General features: G+C 47.3%; 13 protein-coding genes and 1 tRNA gene. 9 read left to right on the forward strand and 5 right to left on the reverse strand.

From position 1 onward, the window contains the following. Positions 1 to 12: 12 nt before the first annotated feature. The 3 genes from QFZ51_RS17385 to QFZ51_RS17395 all read right to left on the reverse strand — a co-directional run bounded on the left by QFZ51_RS17385 (position 13) and on the right by QFZ51_RS17395 (position 3,150). A complete protein-coding gene (locus tag QFZ51_RS17385; protein WP_429047522.1) occupies positions 13 to 966 on the reverse strand; it encodes a cytochrome-c peroxidase in 954 nt (317 codons plus the stop codon). A 200-nt stretch (positions 967 to 1,166) separates the two neighbouring features. After that, positions 1,167 to 1,811, reverse strand: a complete 645-nt coding sequence (locus tag QFZ51_RS17390) for a YceI family protein (protein ID WP_429047524.1) — start codon at positions 1,809 to 1,811, stop codon at positions 1,167 to 1,169. A gap of 82 nt (positions 1,812 to 1,893) precedes the next feature. Continuing rightward, positions 1,894 to 3,150: a peroxiredoxin family protein gene (locus QFZ51_RS17395; RefSeq protein WP_429047525.1), complete on the reverse strand. Its 1,257-nt coding sequence runs from the start codon at positions 3,148 to 3,150 to the stop codon at positions 1,894 to 1,896. Positions 3,151 to 3,620: 470 nt separating this feature from the next. On the opposite strand from QFZ51_RS17395, the gene QFZ51_RS17400 reads away from it, so the two are divergent. The 5 genes from QFZ51_RS17400 (at position 3,621) to QFZ51_RS17420 (ending at position 8,534) form a co-directional block, all read left to right on the forward strand. Beyond that, entirely contained in the window at positions 3,621 to 5,822 is a 2,202-nt protein-coding gene (locus QFZ51_RS17400; protein ID WP_429047526.1) for a B12-binding domain-containing radical SAM protein, read from the forward strand. Between the two features lie 107 nt (positions 5,823 to 5,929). Continuing rightward, a complete protein-coding gene (locus QFZ51_RS17405) occupies positions 5,930 to 6,478 on the forward strand; it encodes a hypothetical protein (RefSeq protein ID WP_429047528.1) in 549 nt (182 codons plus the stop codon). A gap of 23 nt (positions 6,479 to 6,501) precedes the next feature. Further along, entirely contained in the window at positions 6,502 to 7,140 is a 639-nt protein-coding gene (locus tag QFZ51_RS17410) for a hypothetical protein (RefSeq protein WP_429047530.1), read from the forward strand. Then, positions 7,110 to 7,889 (forward strand): sensor histidine kinase, encoded by a 780-nt coding sequence (locus tag QFZ51_RS17415; RefSeq protein ID WP_370910250.1) that lies wholly within the window; start codon positions 7,110 to 7,112, stop codon positions 7,887 to 7,889. Before QFZ51_RS17410 ends, QFZ51_RS17415 begins: the two co-directional genes overlap by 31 nt. Positions 7,890 to 7,898: 9 nt before the next feature. Continuing rightward, complete coding sequence (locus QFZ51_RS17420; protein WP_429047531.1) at positions 7,899 to 8,534, forward strand: response regulator; 636 nt, start codon at positions 7,899 to 7,901, stop codon at positions 8,532 to 8,534. Positions 8,535 to 8,537: 3 nt separating this feature from the next. Here QFZ51_RS17420 and QFZ51_RS17425 read toward each other — a convergent pair whose 3' ends face one another. Further along, positions 8,538 to 10,967, reverse strand: a complete 2,430-nt coding sequence (locus QFZ51_RS17425) for an ABC transporter permease (protein WP_429047533.1) — start codon at positions 10,965 to 10,967, stop codon at positions 8,538 to 8,540. Between the two features lie 232 nt (positions 10,968 to 11,199). Between QFZ51_RS17425 and QFZ51_RS17430 the strand changes: the two genes are divergently transcribed. Both QFZ51_RS17430 and QFZ51_RS17435 read left to right on the forward strand, forming a co-directional pair. Beyond that, positions 11,200 to 11,988 (forward strand): ABC transporter ATP-binding protein, encoded by a 789-nt coding sequence (locus tag QFZ51_RS17430; RefSeq protein ID WP_429047536.1) that lies wholly within the window; start codon positions 11,200 to 11,202, stop codon positions 11,986 to 11,988. 47 nt (positions 11,989 to 12,035) lie between these two features. Further along, positions 12,036 to 12,752: an ABC transporter permease gene (locus QFZ51_RS17435; RefSeq protein WP_429047537.1), complete on the forward strand. Its 717-nt coding sequence runs from the start codon at positions 12,036 to 12,038 to the stop codon at positions 12,750 to 12,752. 230 nt (positions 12,753 to 12,982) lie between these two features. Here the strand turns inward: QFZ51_RS17435 and QFZ51_RS17440 are convergent, their stop codons facing one another. Continuing rightward, positions 12,983 to 14,260, reverse strand: coding sequence for a hemolysin family protein (locus QFZ51_RS17440; RefSeq protein ID WP_429047539.1), 1,278 nt, complete (start codon positions 14,258 to 14,260; stop codon positions 12,983 to 12,985). A gap of 145 nt (positions 14,261 to 14,405) precedes the next feature. Here QFZ51_RS17440 and QFZ51_RS17445 point away from each other — a divergent pair. Together QFZ51_RS17445 and QFZ51_RS17450 are read left to right on the forward strand one after the other, a co-directional pair. Continuing rightward, a tRNA-Leu gene (locus QFZ51_RS17445) sits at positions 14,406 to 14,489 on the forward strand. Positions 14,490 to 14,806: 317 nt separating this feature from the next. Then, positions 14,807 to 15,892 carry a site-specific integrase gene (locus QFZ51_RS17450; protein WP_429047540.1) on the forward strand — a complete coding sequence of 362 codons (1,086 nt, stop codon included), beginning with the start codon at positions 14,807 to 14,809 and terminating at the stop codon, positions 15,890 to 15,892. The last annotated feature ends 50 nt before the right edge of the window (positions 15,893 to 15,942 follow it).

The following is a 15,942-nucleotide window of genomic DNA, read 5'->3' on the forward strand; positions in this document are numbered from 1 at the left end:
TGATTTTTATGGTTAGTGATGTGTTGTTTTAAATCGGTCGTCTGTAAGCGCTACGAGAAATGCTTCGAGATCTTCCATTTCTTCCTTGCTGAGGTTCAGTGGCTTGTTGAGCGACAGATCGCGGTTGATGCCATCGTGTACAATGTTATTGGGTGTATTATAATAGGCAATTACTTCTTTGAGTGTTTTGAACATACCGTTATGCATATACGGAGCGGTAACGGCTACGTTACGCAGTCCCGGCACTTTGAAAAAGCCGCGGTGGGAGCTGTCTTTCGTTGTTTCAAAGCGGCCGGCATCTGTAAGGGTAGTTCCGTTATAAAGACCGATATTTTTGAAGCGGTCTGCCGTAAAATCTTCTCCCGAATGACAATTATTGCAATTGGCTTTACCAATAAAAAGGAGGCGGCCGCGTATAGCCGACGGCGTTAGTGCGTTGTCGTCGCCGGCGATGTACCGGTCGTATGGACTGTTAGCAGTTTCCAGGGTACGTTCAAAAGCGGCGATGGCCTGCAGCAGGTTTTTGCTGGTAGGCGGACTGTTGAACAGTTGCTGGAAATAGCGGCGGTAGCTTTCATTGTCGTTGAGGCGTTGTACGGCTTCTTCGATGGGCAATCCCATTTCGTCGGGATTGATGATAGGTTGCAGCGCCTGGTCTTCCAGGGAAGCGGCGCGACCATCCCAGAAGAAGTTGGGGCGGCCGGAGAGGTTGGTGATGCCTGGTGTATTTCTTTTGGTGGGCGTATGATGAATGCCCCTGCTGAAAGCGAGGGTATCGGCGAATCCAAATTGTGGGATATGGCAGGAGGCACAGCTGATGCTACGGTCTTTCGACAGCAGCGGATCAAAGAATAGTTTTTCTCCAAGTTGCGCTTTGGTAGGCGGATCAGTGGTGTTGAACCCCGCGCTGATGGCAATGGCGCATAGCATGCCCGGTAAAATGAGCATCATTTTTCTCAGCTTCATGGTGGTAAAAATTATGGATGGCATGAAATGCCTGGCAGCAACTTGGGCGTTGCTAAAAAGTAATTGGTCGATTAATAAAAAAGGTGTTGCTGTAAGGAGGCTGTAAAAAGAGAAATGGTTATTGGCATTCCCGGGAGCATGGGCGGGAGTGCCCGTGCTCCCCAGGAATTATATAATGGGGTAGTATAAACAAGAACGAATTATTTGGCAGCGGCTACCAGGGTTACATCCAGGTCAAAGTCGTCGTAAATGGCTTTGTCGCCGATGCCTTCAAAGAAGCTTTTGGAACCGTATTTAATATTGTATTTGGTACGATCCACTTTAATAGCGGCTTTGGCAGTGAGTTTGTTGCCTGCCACCGTTACCGTTGCGGGGAAGGTAACCGGGTTGGTGATTCCTTTGATGGTTAGGTTGCCGGTTACTTCGTAGTTACCGCCGCCTTTGGAAGTGACGCTGGTAGTAGCAAAAGTGGCTGCCGGGAATTTTTCCACGGCGAAGAAATCTTCGCTTTTCAGGTGGCCCAGTAATTTAGCGTTGCCGCCAGCATCTTTGATATCGGTTACCGCGATGCTGCGGGTATCCAGTGAGAAGCTGCCACCTTTCAGTACATTGCTTTCTACTTCCAGTTTGCCGTCGGCAATATTGATGGTACCCTCGTGTTGTCCGGTTACTTTTTTACCTGTCCAGCTTAACTTGCTTTCTTTAATGTCTACCTGGAAAACCGTTGCTTTCCTGGTGGCAGCAGCTTTGGTTGGTTTTTCTCCTTTGTTGACAGTAGCAGGTGTGGTGAAAGACATCAGGAAGACAGCTCCTCCAATAAAGAATAATGATGCTAATCGTTGCATATGTGTTGTGTGTTTAAATTAGGTGCAATTTAAGGGTGACGGGCGGATTAGCGTTTACGAGATCCGGAAATTAATGTTAAAATTACTTTTCAGCGATTAAAGCATCCAGGTCCTGGTTCCATTTTGCCACGTAGTCCTTGTAATACTGACCTGTAACCTCGCCGGTATAACCGGTATGTATTTGCCGTACTTCGCCCTTGCGGTCTATTATAATAGTGGTGGGGAAGGCCATCATGCGGTTGAGCGCTGGCAGCTTCTCTGATGCCACTTTCTTATCAGCAATACCACCAAAAAGAATATCATATTGTATGTTGTATTTTTCTTTTAATTTCCCCAGGGTATACTTTGCATACTCCAGGTCGTCTTTTTGTTCAAAGCCGATGGCGATTGCTTCCACGCCGCGGTCTTTGTTTTTATTGTACCACGGTGAAAGGAAGGAGGTCTGATCGGTGCAGTTAGGGCACCAGGTACCGATGATTTCCACGATCACTACTTTTCCTTTGTATTTGTCGTCGCTCAGGGAAACGTTGTTGCCATTGAGGTCTGGCAGGGTGAAGTCCAGTTTTTTATAACCTTCTTTCAGGAAAGTAAGTTTGTAAGGGTCTGGTAATTCGGCGGCGGCATTTTTTTCTCCATCGAATTTGATGTTATTGTAGATGCCTAAGCTGATTTCCCCGGTAAGGGATTTATCATCATTCACTTTTCCTTTGATGTAGATGGGACTGGGGCCGGTGAAGCCGGACAGTTCAAATTCATCGCCATGAACGGTGCCTTCGAGTTCGCGGCTGTCGCCTACTACAGACATCACAACACCGGTGAGTTTGTTGCCGTTTTGTTTCAGTAAGCCGATGCGGTTAGGGGTGGGTTCTTTACTATAAATTTTCAGGTCCCATTTACCGCTGATATCGTAGGTAGGAGCGGCTTCCGTACCAGGTTCCGCGAAGCGGTAGGTTTGTCCGTGTTCCGCGATGAATGGCAGGGCATTGCCACGGAAGTTAGGCACCAGGCTGCGGTATTCGCCGGTGATCTTACCATCTGATTCAATCTTCGCTACGAGTGCGGCGTCATAGGTATTCATCTTTATAAATAAAGAGTCGTTGCCAATGCGCTGCACGTGGAAGTCGTCGCGGCGGGAACCGTTGATCAGCGTGAAAACGGCGTGCTCGGGGTCTTTCCCTTTCAGTTCAAAGTTAAAGGGTACCTGTGATTCGCTGAGGGTGAACACGCCTCTCCAGATGCCTTGTTTTACGAATGGTTTTTTAGGGGCAGCGAAGGAGCTGTTGCCGAATAATCCTGCCACCATCAGGCCGGTTAGAAATAGGTGCTTATGCGTTTTCATGTTTGTATATTATTGGTTGAACAATGCAAGACGTTGCCGGTCCTGGTGAGGCGACGAGGTATGCTACAAATAAAACTGGTGGTGGAGTACTGATGGAGTGGTGGCTTTATCAGTGGTGGTGAAACAAAGATAAAGGGGTCTTTTATTATTTCCAAATAAAAGTCTATAAATTTTGTAGACTACTAGCGCGGATTTTGTCTTGGCTCAGGATTACGCTGATTTTACTGATTAATTTGATTTTGTTTTTTGGGATTTTATAAAGGATTTTAGAAGATATAAATTGGTTTCATTGATCTGATCCTTTTAATTTAAAAAATCCAAAAGCCATAAACGAAAATATCCGCTTTTATCTCCCAAAATCCTTTATAAATCCTAAAAGTAAAATCAAATTAATCAGTAAAATCAGCGTAATCCTGAGAAAGACAAAGTCCGCGCAAAAAGAGCTAGATTTGCGGTTTAAATAACCGGACTTGAGGAATACTGTTTTTTTAATAACACCACCATTTACCCAGCTGAACACGCCTTACCCGGCCACTGCTTATCTGAAAGGGTTTCTGAATACAAAGAATATTACTTCCTTCCAGTCGGATCTGGGTATTGAGGTAACGCTCCGTTTATTTTCAAAACAGGGTTTGGAGCAGTTGTTTGCGCATATTGCTGCAGCCCCGCCGGCGGCGGCCTCAGAGAATATTGCGCGGATGCTGGTGCTGCAGGACGATTATATACAGACCATCGACGCGGTTATTTTATTTTTACAGGGAAAGAATCCTACGCTGGCACATCTTATCTGTAAGCGGGATTACCTGCCGGAAGCGTCGCGGTTTGCGCAGCTGGATGACCTGAACTGGGCTTTCGGCTCTATGGGTACACAGGATAAAGCGAAACACCTGGCCACCATGTACCTGGAAGATCTCTCGGATCTGATCATGGAATGTGTGGATCCGCATTTTGGTTTCAGTCGCTATGCCGAACGCCTGAGCCGCTCTGCCAACAGCTTTGATGAACTATACGCCGCTTTGCAGGCGGAATATACTTATATAGACAGTATCCTGACCGATCTCCTGGCGCTGCATATGCAACAGGTTGAACCTGCAATGGTAGCGATTTCTGTGCCTTTTCCAGGTAACCTGTATGCCGCATTACGCTGCGGACAGTGGATCAAACAACATTACCCGGCGGTAAAAATAGCGATGGGAGGAGGGTTTCCTAACACCGAGCTGCGCTCGCTGGCAGACGCCCGTGTATTTGAATTCGTGGACTTTATTACGCTCGACGATGGCGAAGCACCGATAGAAAATTTGCTGCTGTTCCTGGAAGGAAAGAAAACGGCAGAAGAGCTGAAGCGTACTTTCTTGCTTACGGAAGAGAAAGTAACTTATGTGAACAGCAAGGCTACACACGATTATAAACAAGCCCAGCTGGGTACGCCGGACTACAGCAACCTGTTGCTCGATAAATACATTTCCGCTATTGAAGTGGTAAACCCGATGCACAGCCTCTGGAGCGACGGGCGCTGGAACAAGCTCACCATGGCGCATGGCTGCTATTGGGGTAAATGTACGTTCTGTGATATTTCTCTTGATTATATAAAGATATACGAACCCATTACCGCTTCACTGCTATGCGACCGGATGGAAGCTATCATTGCGCAAACCGGGCAAAACGGGTTTCATTTTGTGGATGAAGCCGCACCTCCCGCGCTGATGCGCGCGCTGGCGCTGGAAATCATCCGGCGCAAGCTCACTGTTAGCTGGTGGACAAACATCCGTTTTGAGAAGAGCTTTACCCGTGATCTCTGCCTGTTGCTTAAAGCATCTGGATGTATTGCCGTTTCCGGCGGATTGGAAGTAGCTTCCGACCGTTTGCTGGGGCTGATCCAGAAAGGGATTACCGTGGCCCAGGTGGCGCGTGTAAACCGGCATTTCACAGAAGCGGGCATTATGGTGCATGCGTACCTGATGTACGGGTTCCCTACACAAACAGCGCAGGAAACCATTGACGCGCTGGAAATGGTGCGGCAGATGTTCCAGGCGGGGATACTGCAATCGGCCTTCTGGCACCAGTTTACGATGACGGCTCACAGCCCGGTAGGACTGGAACCTGCAAGGTTCGGCGTACAAAAAGAAACAGAAGAGATTGGACCCTTTGCCAATAACGATATCCTGCATATTGATCCTACCGGTACTGACCATGAGGCATTCAGCTACGGATTGAAGAAATCGCTGCTGAACTTTATGCACGGCGCCTGCCTGGATTATCCATTGTCCAAATGGTTCGACTTCAAAGTGCCGAAAACCACGGTGCATCCTGATTTCATCACTACCGCGCTGATGGAGGAGGAAGCGGGCACGGTTAAACCTACTTCTAAAGTAGTATACCTGGGCAAACAGCCGGCGATGGAGATAATTACCAAATCAAAGAAAGGGAGTACCTGGGAAATATCTTCCTTAACTTTCCAGGGTAAAAAGGAGAAAGTAAATATCAGCGTGCAACCTCCCCAGGGGGCATGGCTCACGGAAATGCTGCAACAGCTGGCCGTGACTAACGCTAAAACATATACGCTGCAGGAGGTGAAAGACAGCTATGAATCGGCAGGGCTGGATGATTTTGAATTGTTTTGGGATAATAAACCGGTGAATACCCTTCACAAGCTGGGTTTGCTGAGGTTGTAAATGAGGACCGCTGCAGGTGGAAAGCAGTATTTTACATTACCGGGGATTTTCCCGGTATCAGTCATGAGCAAAAAGTCAAATATTTGTTTCCACTAAACTGACCTAACATGAGTGATCAAATGTCCCTTGCAGGCTATGGCTGTAATGACCAGGGCTACCTGAATCCTATCACCGAACAGCTGGACTACCGGATGCCCTTTACAGAGGACCAGGCCGTGACCTATGGAATGCCTATTACTGTTGCGGCATATTTTGGTATGCTGAATAACTTCTACAAATTTCTGATTGCTAACCCGGGGCTGATTCCTTTATTCCAGGGATCTTACTCTGTGGATTTCAGTAAAGCCTCTCTTTTACGCATCCTCAGTCAGGAAGGTTGCGAATACGTACGTTTTCATTTTGCCATCCCCGAGCCTAACGAGAAGCTGAGCCTGGTAGCCGAGGGATTAATTTTCGACAGAAGCCAGGTAGGCTATGCGCAGTTGTTGCAGAAAGCAACGGACAACAACATGGTGCATGCCGGCGGTGATCCGAAAATAGAGGAAAGGGGCAATGGAACACCGGTTCCTTTCCCGCCGTTAAAACATTTATTTGAATTACTGAAAGGACATGGATCACCGTTAGCTACGGCAGACCTGGACCAGATATTTGGTTAACCCGATTAAAACTTTTTGTGCCGATGAACGGTTGGGTGTACGCATATTATGCTTTATTGATAGCCTGTTTTATTATCAGCTTATTTCACCTGGAACACAGGGAAGTAAAGTTACTGTGCGTATTGCTCGCAGTATCTATTGTTACGGAGATAATAGTAGAATTGATCGGCACAGAAGGTTTAGGTTTTTTTATAGTGTATCATTTTTTTGTGGTGCTGGAATATAGTCTGATTACAATTATTCTCCGATCGGGGATCAGGGATTACCGCTGGCGCTTACTGATGGGGATTTCCATTTTTGTGTTTTGCATGGTGTCCCTTTTCTACAGCTTTGTATTGGGCGGGTGGCGTGCCTTTCCGGGTATCAACATCACCATAGAAAGCTTCCTGGTTATTTGCTGGTGCCTTTTATCCTTTTTTTCAATAACCCCGGATAGTGAAGCGTCTATATTCCGGCACCCTGTTTTTTGGTTAACCCTTGCTTTCTTTATTTATTTCGCGGCTTCCGTGAGTGTAAATGCCTTTTATAACCTGTTGCTGGAAAACGATACTACCAGGGCCAGGCATTTTTTCGCGGTGTTGAACTCATTATCCAATTACCTGTTGTATATTATGCTGATAAAAGGCGTCGTATGCTTCCGGTCAAACAGGATCTCTTTGTAGCTGTGATTTTTATTTCGTTGCTGGTTACCATCATGGGACTGGTGGTAGTGGCAGCGGTAATAAGTTATAAGAAGAAGCAGGATGCATATTTACATCAGCTTAAGTTAATGAAAGAAGATTACGACAAACAATTAATGTGGTCCCAGATTGAAATGCAGGAAGAAGCCTTTGCCCACCTCGGGCAGGAACTGCATGACGATATCGGCCAGCTGCTGAGCAGTACCAAGCTCCTGATCAATGTAACCCAACGGAGCATGAAGGAAATCCCGGATACCCTGCAAATTGCGGAAGATACCCTGAGTACCGCCATTCAGCATCTGCGGGCGCTTTCCAAATCCTTTAGCCGTCAGTGGCTCGACCAGTTCAGCCTGATAGAAAACCTGAAAGCAGAAGTGGACAGGATCAATTCCAGCAGGGCTATCACCATAAAGTTTACCCATGAACTAACGGTGCTGCCATTACAGGCAGAACCCCAGATCATCCTGTTCAGGATCATCCAGGAAGCGATCCAGAACTGTATAAAACATGCCCGTCCGCAGGTAATTGATATCAGTATCAGAACCGCGGGCCAACAATTGATCCTCATTATCGCAGATGATGGTTCCGGCTTTGATAAAGCAGGGATGTCGTCTATCGGGATGGGCATCCGGAATATGCAGCACCGCACCAGTTTACTTGGAGGCGAAATCCGCTGGGAGGTAACCACCGCCGGCGGTACCGCCGTATTGATAACATTACCCCTTGAATAATTTTTGTTTATGAAGATCAACATAGGTATTGCAGATGACCACCAGCTGTTCCTGAAATCACTTAGTTTACTGGTGAGTGGTTTCACCGGCTTTCATATTGTAGCGGAAGCCATGAATGGCCGGGAGATGCTGGATAAGCTGGCGCAACTGCCTGTACTGCCGGATATCCTGCTGCTGGATGTAAATATGCCGGTGATGGATGGCGCCAGGGCTACCGAGGCGGTGCTGAAATTGTATCCCACGGTAAAAGTAGTAGCGTTGTCGATGAAAGACAATGACGCCACGATCATAGAAATGCTGAAGGCTGGTTGCTGTGCCTATCTCCTGAAAGATATCCATCCCACAGAACTGGAAAAAGCACTAACGGAAATTTATACCACTGGTCAGTATAACAACGATGCTTCCAATGTTAACTACCGCCGGTTGCTGTTGCAGTCCGAACAAAAGCAAACGCTTACAGAGCGGGAACGGGAGTTCCTTCACCTGGCGTGCAGTGATCTTACCTATAAAGCTATTGCCGTTAAAATGAACGTCACAGAAAGAACCGTGGATGGTTACCGCGAAATCCTGTTTAATAAGTTGAACGTGCAAAGCCGTACCGGTATGGTATTGGAAGCTTTGCGCAGGCAACTGGTTTCTTTGTAGGGCTTAGTTTTCCCGCAGGTTTTTTACGGGATTAGACAGGGCCGCTTTCAGCGCTTTGTAACCTACGGTGATCCATGCCATCATCAGCGACAGTATAATGGCGGCCGCAAATACGCCCACGCCAATGGCGGTATGATAATAGAACCCGGATAGCCAGCCTTGCATAAAGAAATATCCCAGCGGTGCGGCAATTACAAAGGCGATACCTATCAGCAGCATAAATTCTTTAGAGAAAAGGAAGAGGATATTGTTAACCGATGCGCCCAGCACTTTACGGATGCCCACTTCCCTTGTACGATTGGTGACCATGAAAGAAACCAGTCCGTATAAACCCAGGCAGGAAATAAATATCGCAATGCCTGCAAATAACTGGAACAGCTTTGACGTAATAACATCTGCCGCATAAAAATCCCTGATCCGCTCATCTAAAAAGAAAAGGTCATATAGGTAAGTAGGGTAGATGCCGGTAAAGGTTTGTTGCACCGATTTCAGCGTGGCGCTTACCTTTCCGGGATCCATCCGCACAGCTACATATTCATAAGCTGCTGCCTGGGAGCCAATGAACATGGGCACAATGGCTTCATGCAGGGATTTGCTGTTGAAGTCGTTCACCACACCTACCACGGGATAACTTTTATGATCAATGGTGATAGTCTTCCCGAGAATATTTTCGGGAGAGGATAAACCCAGTTTTTTTACGGTGGTTTCGTTCACAGTAATTTCATGCAGCGTATCGCTGGGGTAGGGAAGCCGGCCTGCTTTCAGTTTGATGTCGAAGGTCTTGTAGAAGTCGGCGTCTGCTGCTTTGGCGCCTATTTTAAAGGGTTGTCCTTCGGGATTAGTATCAAAGCGGAAATTCTGCATAAATATCCAGTAAGTGGTGGGAGCATCTGCACAGAAGCTAACATTTGTAACGCCCGGCAGTGCAGCCAGACTGGCTTTCAGATAATTGTATTTTAATTTTAAAGTACTGTCGCTGGGCAGGTTGATCATTACAACAGCATCTTTGTTAAAGCCCATCGACTGGTGTCTTACATAATCCATTTGCTTCAGTACCACCAGTGTTCCTATGACCAGCAGCTGGGCAACTACAAACTGGAATACGACCAGGCCACGGCGAAGCGACACGCCCCCGGTTGATTTAATACTGATTTTGCTTTTAAGCGCTGTTACCGGGTTAAAACCGGAAACGATCATGCCCGGGTAGAAACCAGATAAAAGTGTTACCACAATGCCGCAGGCCAGGATGGCGGCCCATACACGTGGCGTTGCAAGTAACGACAATGGCAGCTGCCGGTCGATCAGGTTGCCCGCATAAGGCAGTGCCACGATGGTAATAACGATGGCTACAGCGATGGAAAGCAACGTAATGACACCTGTTTCCGACAGGAATTGTGAAAACAGCTGCAGGCGGTTACTGCCAAGTACCTTTCTCACGCCTATTTCCTTCGCCCTGTTTACAGACAAGGCAGTGGCCAGGTTAATAAAGTTGATACAGGCTACCATTAGAAGGAAAATGCCGATGAGGGTAAGCGCCCACAATTCCCTGGTACTCAGCGTTGCATTGGTGAAATTGGGATAGCGCTTATCCAGGTGCATCGCAGTCAGCGGCTGCAATTTTAGCTGGGGCAACCGCGTATTATGAGGCTTGTAATACCGTTTGGCAAAGGCGGGCAGGCCCGCTGTGATGGCCGCGGCATTATCCGGTTTTTTCAGCAGCACAAAACATTGCCCATAACCACCGGGTACGGCGTCCCATTGTGCACCCGCAGTAAAATCTTCCGGTACCAGTTTTTTCAGGGTGCTGTAAGATACACCCACTTGTATGGGGAGATCTGTATTTGCAGGAAGGTCTTTGAATACGCCGGTTACCTGCAATGGCACCCTGAAGGACCACATCTGGATAGTGCGCCCGATGGCGGCATGGATGTCCCCGAAATAGGCCCTTGCCACTTTTTCTGAAATGACCGCTGTATTCGGGGCTGATAAGCCTTCCGCGTTACCGGCCAGCCAGGAATAATCAAAGATGCTGTAGAAACCAGGAGAGGTATAAAAGATGCCATTTTGTTTGAAACGCTTTTCATCAGTGGCGCCGGGGGCAGGAACGTACATCTGCGCTCCCCCCTGGAAAGAAATGAGCCCGGCTTTTTCCACGCCGGAAAAATCGGTTTTTATTTTTTCCGGGAGCTCCCAGTTCACCGTACTCAGTTGCTCTATCACTTCTCCGTTACTGCGGTTCATTACGTCGGTGGTAACACGATAAATCCTGTTGGTGTTGGTATGATAGGTGTCGAAGCCGCGTTCATAACTGATGACCAGGAAAATGATCAATGCAGCGGCGATGCCGGCAGACAGGCCTGCTATATTCAGGATGGTGAAAGTTTTCTTCCGGGTGATGCTGCGAAAGGCTGTTTTCAGGTAGCTGTTTATCATAGTGGTTATGCCACTGCAAAAAGCAGGTCAGAAATGTAAGGTACTCAGATTCAATGTCTTTAATCATGCTTTATTGTCCGGTTCTGAACAACTGATTTCAATTCCGGACAATTGGCTTTCACCGTTTTATCTCCACTGTTTACCGCCTTTCCGGTGGCATTCACCGGTTTAGCCGCGGTGATCAATCTGGTTGTTGTATTTTCGGCTGTACGTTTAAACTAAATGTGATCAGATGATCAATCAACAACAGGCTGCTGCTCCCGTTTTGGCTGTGAACCAGCTGAACGTGCAGTATGGCGCTTTCCAGGCAGTGAAGGATGTTTCCTTTGAGGTGCATGCCGGTGAAATTTTCGGTTTGCTGGGCCCCAATGGCGCCGGCAAAACCAGTACGCTCAGCGCTATTGAGGGCTTGCTACATCCTGCTTCCGGCAGCGTTACCGTAGCAGGTTTTGATATCAGGGAGAAGCCACTGCATGCCCGTGCCAATATGGGCGTACAATTACAGGCTACCAGTTTTCAGCCTGAGCTGACCATCTCTGAAATCATCCGGTTGTTTGCCAGTATTTATGGGGTAAACTTAAAGGATGATGCCGTGAAGCAAAAGCTGGCGGAGATCAATCTTGAAACCTCAGCAGGAAAGAAGATATCGCAGCTTTCGGGCGGACAGCAGCAACGCGTATCGCTGGTGATTTCCACTATTCATAACCCGCAGCTGGTATTGCTGGATGAACCCACTACGGGGCTGGATCCGCAGTCGCGGCGCCAGTTATGGGAAAGGATGGAGTACTTCCGCGACAACGGTCATGCGGTATTACTCACCACCCATTCCATGGAAGAAGCGGAAGCGGTATGCGACCGTATTGCGATCATTGACCATGGCCGCATTATCGCCATAGATACGCCGGAGGCGCTGATCGCGCAGCACCGGGATGATCCGGCAGTGCTGGGCGTAGTGAGGAAGGGGAAAGTTACTTTGGAAGATGTGTTTATTGGTTTAACCGGAACGGCTGTCCGTTCCTGATCAAATTACTACGGATGGAAACAAGTGTACCAAAAAATAGGACGGTGATGACTGCTTTGTTGCGGGCCGATTTTACAACGCTGTGGCGCAACCGCCGGTCGTTCGGACTGGTGTTGCTGGTGTCGCTCGTTATTTTAGTGTCCTGGAAAGGGCTGGTGGATAAACTGGGCGGTGTGTTTGTGCTGTCGTCCTGTATTACGATCGGGCTGACCAGTATCGGGTTAATGGGGTATTCCAATAGCATTGCCCGCGACCGCGACAGGGGCGTGTTTCAGCGTTTGAGAGTAGGCCCTGTATCGGCATGGACGATTATGATGAGCCGCCTGATTGTACAAATAGCGATGATTTTGCTGATGACGATCCTTGTTTTTGTGGTGGGTTATTTTGTGGATCATATTTATGTTTCGCCGGTGGGTTACATCGCCGGTTTGCTGATGGCGATGGTAGGAGGTTTAGTGTACCTGGGGATGGGGCAGGCCATTGTGGGACTCATCAAAAATCCCGATACGGTTAACTCTACTACCCGTCTTGTTTACTTTATATTTATTATGATCGGTATGTTCGGCGAGTTTGGCGTGCTGGGTAAGAAGATAGCGTTACTGGTGATCTGGTCGCCGTATGGTGTGGTAAGGAAAGTACTGGCGGCGAGCCTTGATCCTGCCAGCTGGAGTATAGATACCACCTGGGCATTACTGGCGTCTGCAGCTTATACTATTGTATTTGTGGTGTTGGGAGTGAAGTGGTTTAAGTGGGAAAACAAGTAGTGAATCGCCGGTATGTTCAACCACGTTGAACATACCGGTGGTGTTTTTTATTTCGTTTTGTTTGTTTTTGGGTTGATGAATTCCCATTCATTGATATGTGCGTTCCGGTGTTCTCTTTTTACGATGCCCTGCAAGACCAGTAGCCCAAGCAGGCGGGTCTTTCTTACCATACCATTAGATTGTTTGTGTCAAGATAGACATGTTATGGTAGATGAACTATAGTAAAAGCATTATTGCGCAAGCGTTTGCGTACGGATGATTACTTCATCGATGCGGTGATGATCCATTTTTTTTATTTCGAAAGTAACCTGGTTGAGCATTACTTTTTCGCCCGGAGCGGGAATATGTTTCAGTTTATCGATGAGCAGGCCGGCGATGGTAATATCTTCTTTTTCATATTCCCGGAGCCATTCGAAGTTCAGTGTTTCGCGGATATAGTTTAGCCGTGTATAACCGTAGGTAAGCCAGCTTTTGTCGTCCTGCTGTACGAGGTAACGCTCTGTGGCGTTGAATCCCGGCAGGCTGCCGCCGAGTAAGCCGGAAACGATATCATGATAGGAGATTATTCCTTCGCAGGCGCCGTACTCATTGATCACTACGCCTACATTCGTGTTTTCGCGGCGCAGCTGCTGGAAGATATCGTACACGGCCTGGTTCACCGACAGGAAAGAAACGGGGGAGAGCAGCGCTTCCAGCGGCTTATCGGGATACAGCAGGAATTCCTTCGCGCCCAGTGCGCCCAGCACTTCCCTTTTATCGCTGACTACGGGGAAGGTACGGTGTATACTGCGTTTAATCGTGTCCGTTATTACATCCCTGTTCATTTGATTATTGATGTAGGTGATCATACTGGCCGGCGTCATGATGTTTTCCGCTGTGAGGTCGTAGGCTGAGAACAGGTTTTTGTGCAGGGTGAATTCTCCTTTATCTATCAGTCCCTGTTTGTATGCGGCGGTGAGCATGCTCCGTAAGTCGTTTTCTGTTAATTTTTCTTCGCGGATAGTATTTACGGAAAAGAGGCCAAGAATGAACTTGGTGCTGGCGGTAAGCAGTTTGATAAAAGGATAGGTAATTTTTGAAAAGACGATCATCGAAGGGGTGATCAGGTAAGATACTTTTTCCGGGTTCAGCAGGGCGAGGGTTTTAGGGATGAGCTCACCGATAACGATAGTGAGGTAGGTGATGCTGCCTACGCCTACGATCAGCGCTACGAGGTGCGCCATGCTTTCATGCAGGCCCCAGGAAACAAATACCGGTTCCAGCCACGCAGCCATGAGATCGCCTCCGTATAGTCCTTCCAGTATGCCCACCAGCGTGATGCCTACCTGTACTGCGCTGAGGAATTCATCCGGATCTTTGATGAGGTTTAGTACGTTGAGGGCTTTTTTATTGCCGTTGTCCGCCTGTTGCTGGAGGAGGGGTTTGTCGACAGAAATTAAACCAATCTCCGCAATGGAGAAGTAAAAGTTGAGTGCAATAAGTACGAGTATGATGATGATAGAAGTCATAGTTATTTAAACAACAGCGGCGGGTTATTTGTTTACCGGGCTGGTTTTCAGGGTAGTTGCGGCGGTTGACTGAAAAAATATCCCGGTGAAATTTTGGAAAAATAAAATGGCTGCTTATATTTGCAGCCCTGACACAATATCAGTTGCCCAGATGGCGAAATTGGTAGACGCACTGTGTTCAGGTCGCAGCGCCTGCAAGGGTGTGCTGGTTCGAATCCAGTTCTGGGCACGTCAATAGGTTGTAAGTATTTGACTTACAACCTATTTTTTTTGTGTCAATGTCGTTTTTGTACGCTTTTATCCGCTTCTGCCCACTATTTGCGACACATAATTGAGACACGACATGACACACGAAAATTATCTTTTCTTTCCTGAGCAGACAGCCAGTCCTGCATTTTGGCAGAATGACAACATGGCTGTTGTGTACGAAAAAAATTCTTTCTTTCACTTTTGCCCGCTTTCCCATCATTTTGCCGATGCCCTCAAATTCTTATTGGCACGGCATACTATTGGAGGCAATGGTTTCATCTTTCAACATAGTGCGGTATGAATCTATTGAAGCGAAAGAATGCAAAGGGTGATAAAACCTATTACTATTACGACTTTGGGCGCGGCAAAGGCCAGCGTCCCGCGACCGGTATTTTCGTATATACGAAGCCGAGGGATCAGACACAAAAGAACCACAACAAACAGGCATTAGCATTACTGGAAGTAAAGAAAAGCCAGGCTATCATTGAACAGCAATCTATAGGTACAGCCTATATTCCAACTCATAAGTTTAAAGATAACTTCCTCGAATACTATGAGGAATATGTAAACACCCATAGGCGTGAAGGCAACCGGCATTTACAGAATAGCCTGAATCCGTTCAGGTTGTTTCTGGATACTGAATTCATTTCTCCTGTAGATATTACAGAGAATCTTTGTAAGAATTTCCGCCGCTATCTGTTAGATAAATATACCGGTGAAACACCTTCCGATTATTACACCCGTTTTAAATGGGTATTGGCCGCGGCCACTGCTGATGGCTATTTTCGCGTAAACCCCACAGAAAAAGTGGCTGCAAAATCTAATCCCAGTGTTAGACTGAAAGAACACCTGGAAGTACCGGAATATCTGGAATTGCTAAATACACCTTGTACAAATGAAGAAGTAAAAGACGCCTTCATCTTTTGTTGTTACACGGGTTTGCGTTGGGTAGATGTGAAACAATTACGGATAGAACAGATTAATGGACCTACGCTGACAACGGGAATTATTCAGGCTAAAACAGGTTTACCCGTTACTTTAACGTTACACCCTATTGGGCGTATTATCGTAGATAAGCGTCGGAAGTCAGCTACCGGTTTACTTTTCCGGTTACCTACTGCTGATGGAGCCAATAAGGTGCTTGCAAAGTGGTTCAGTGCAACCAGCATCGATAAATATATAACCTGGTCTTGTGCCCGTTTGAGTTTTGCGATTCTTTTGAAAGATAAGCTGGTAGGTGATCCTACGATTGCTTATTTGATGGGGCATAGTACAACAAAACAGGTGCAGAAAACTTACAAGCGCCACCGGCCAACAGATCAGCAAACAACAATAGACCAACTACCCACACCGGAGCTGTTGCCGTACTTTCTTAATATATGAACGTGTGGCCCTTCATTATCCCGTAGCGACTAGCCAATTCACTGCGGAGG

Source organism: Chitinophaga sp. W3I9, from assembly GCF_050434025.1.
Lineage (GTDB): Bacteria > Bacteroidota > Bacteroidia > Chitinophagales > Chitinophagaceae > Chitinophaga.

Bases quoted from the DNA above. Each gene is read 5' to 3' on its own strand.
- QFZ51_RS17385 (WP_429047522.1), bottom strand. From the start codon at position 966: ATGAAGCTGAGAAAAATGATGCTCATTTTACCGGGCATGCTATGCGCC.
- QFZ51_RS17390 (WP_429047524.1), bottom strand. From the start codon at position 1,811: ATGCAACGATTAGCATCATTATTCTTTATTGGAGGAGCTGTCTTCCTG.
- QFZ51_RS17395 (WP_429047525.1), bottom strand. From the start codon at position 3,150: ATGAAAACGCATAAGCACCTATTTCTAACCGGCCTGATGGTGGCAGGA.
- QFZ51_RS17405 (WP_429047528.1), top strand. From the start codon at position 5,930: ATGAGTGATCAAATGTCCCTTGCAGGCTATGGCTGTAATGACCAGGGC.
- QFZ51_RS17410 (WP_429047530.1), top strand. From the start codon at position 6,502: ATGAACGGTTGGGTGTACGCATATTATGCTTTATTGATAGCCTGTTTT.
- QFZ51_RS17415 (WP_370910250.1), top strand. From the start codon at position 7,110: ATGCTTCCGGTCAAACAGGATCTCTTTGTAGCTGTGATTTTTATTTCG.
- QFZ51_RS17420 (WP_429047531.1), top strand. From the start codon at position 7,899: ATGAAGATCAACATAGGTATTGCAGATGACCACCAGCTGTTCCTGAAA.
- QFZ51_RS17425 (WP_429047533.1), bottom strand. From the start codon at position 10,967: ATGATAAACAGCTACCTGAAAACAGCCTTTCGCAGCATCACCCGGAAG.
- QFZ51_RS17430 (WP_429047536.1), top strand. From the start codon at position 11,200: ATGATCAATCAACAACAGGCTGCTGCTCCCGTTTTGGCTGTGAACCAG.
- QFZ51_RS17435 (WP_429047537.1), top strand. From the start codon at position 12,036: ATGACTGCTTTGTTGCGGGCCGATTTTACAACGCTGTGGCGCAACCGC.
- QFZ51_RS17440 (WP_429047539.1), bottom strand. From the start codon at position 14,260: ATGACTTCTATCATCATCATACTCGTACTTATTGCACTCAACTTTTAC.
- QFZ51_RS17450 (WP_429047540.1), top strand. From the start codon at position 14,807: ATGAATCTATTGAAGCGAAAGAATGCAAAGGGTGATAAAACCTATTAC.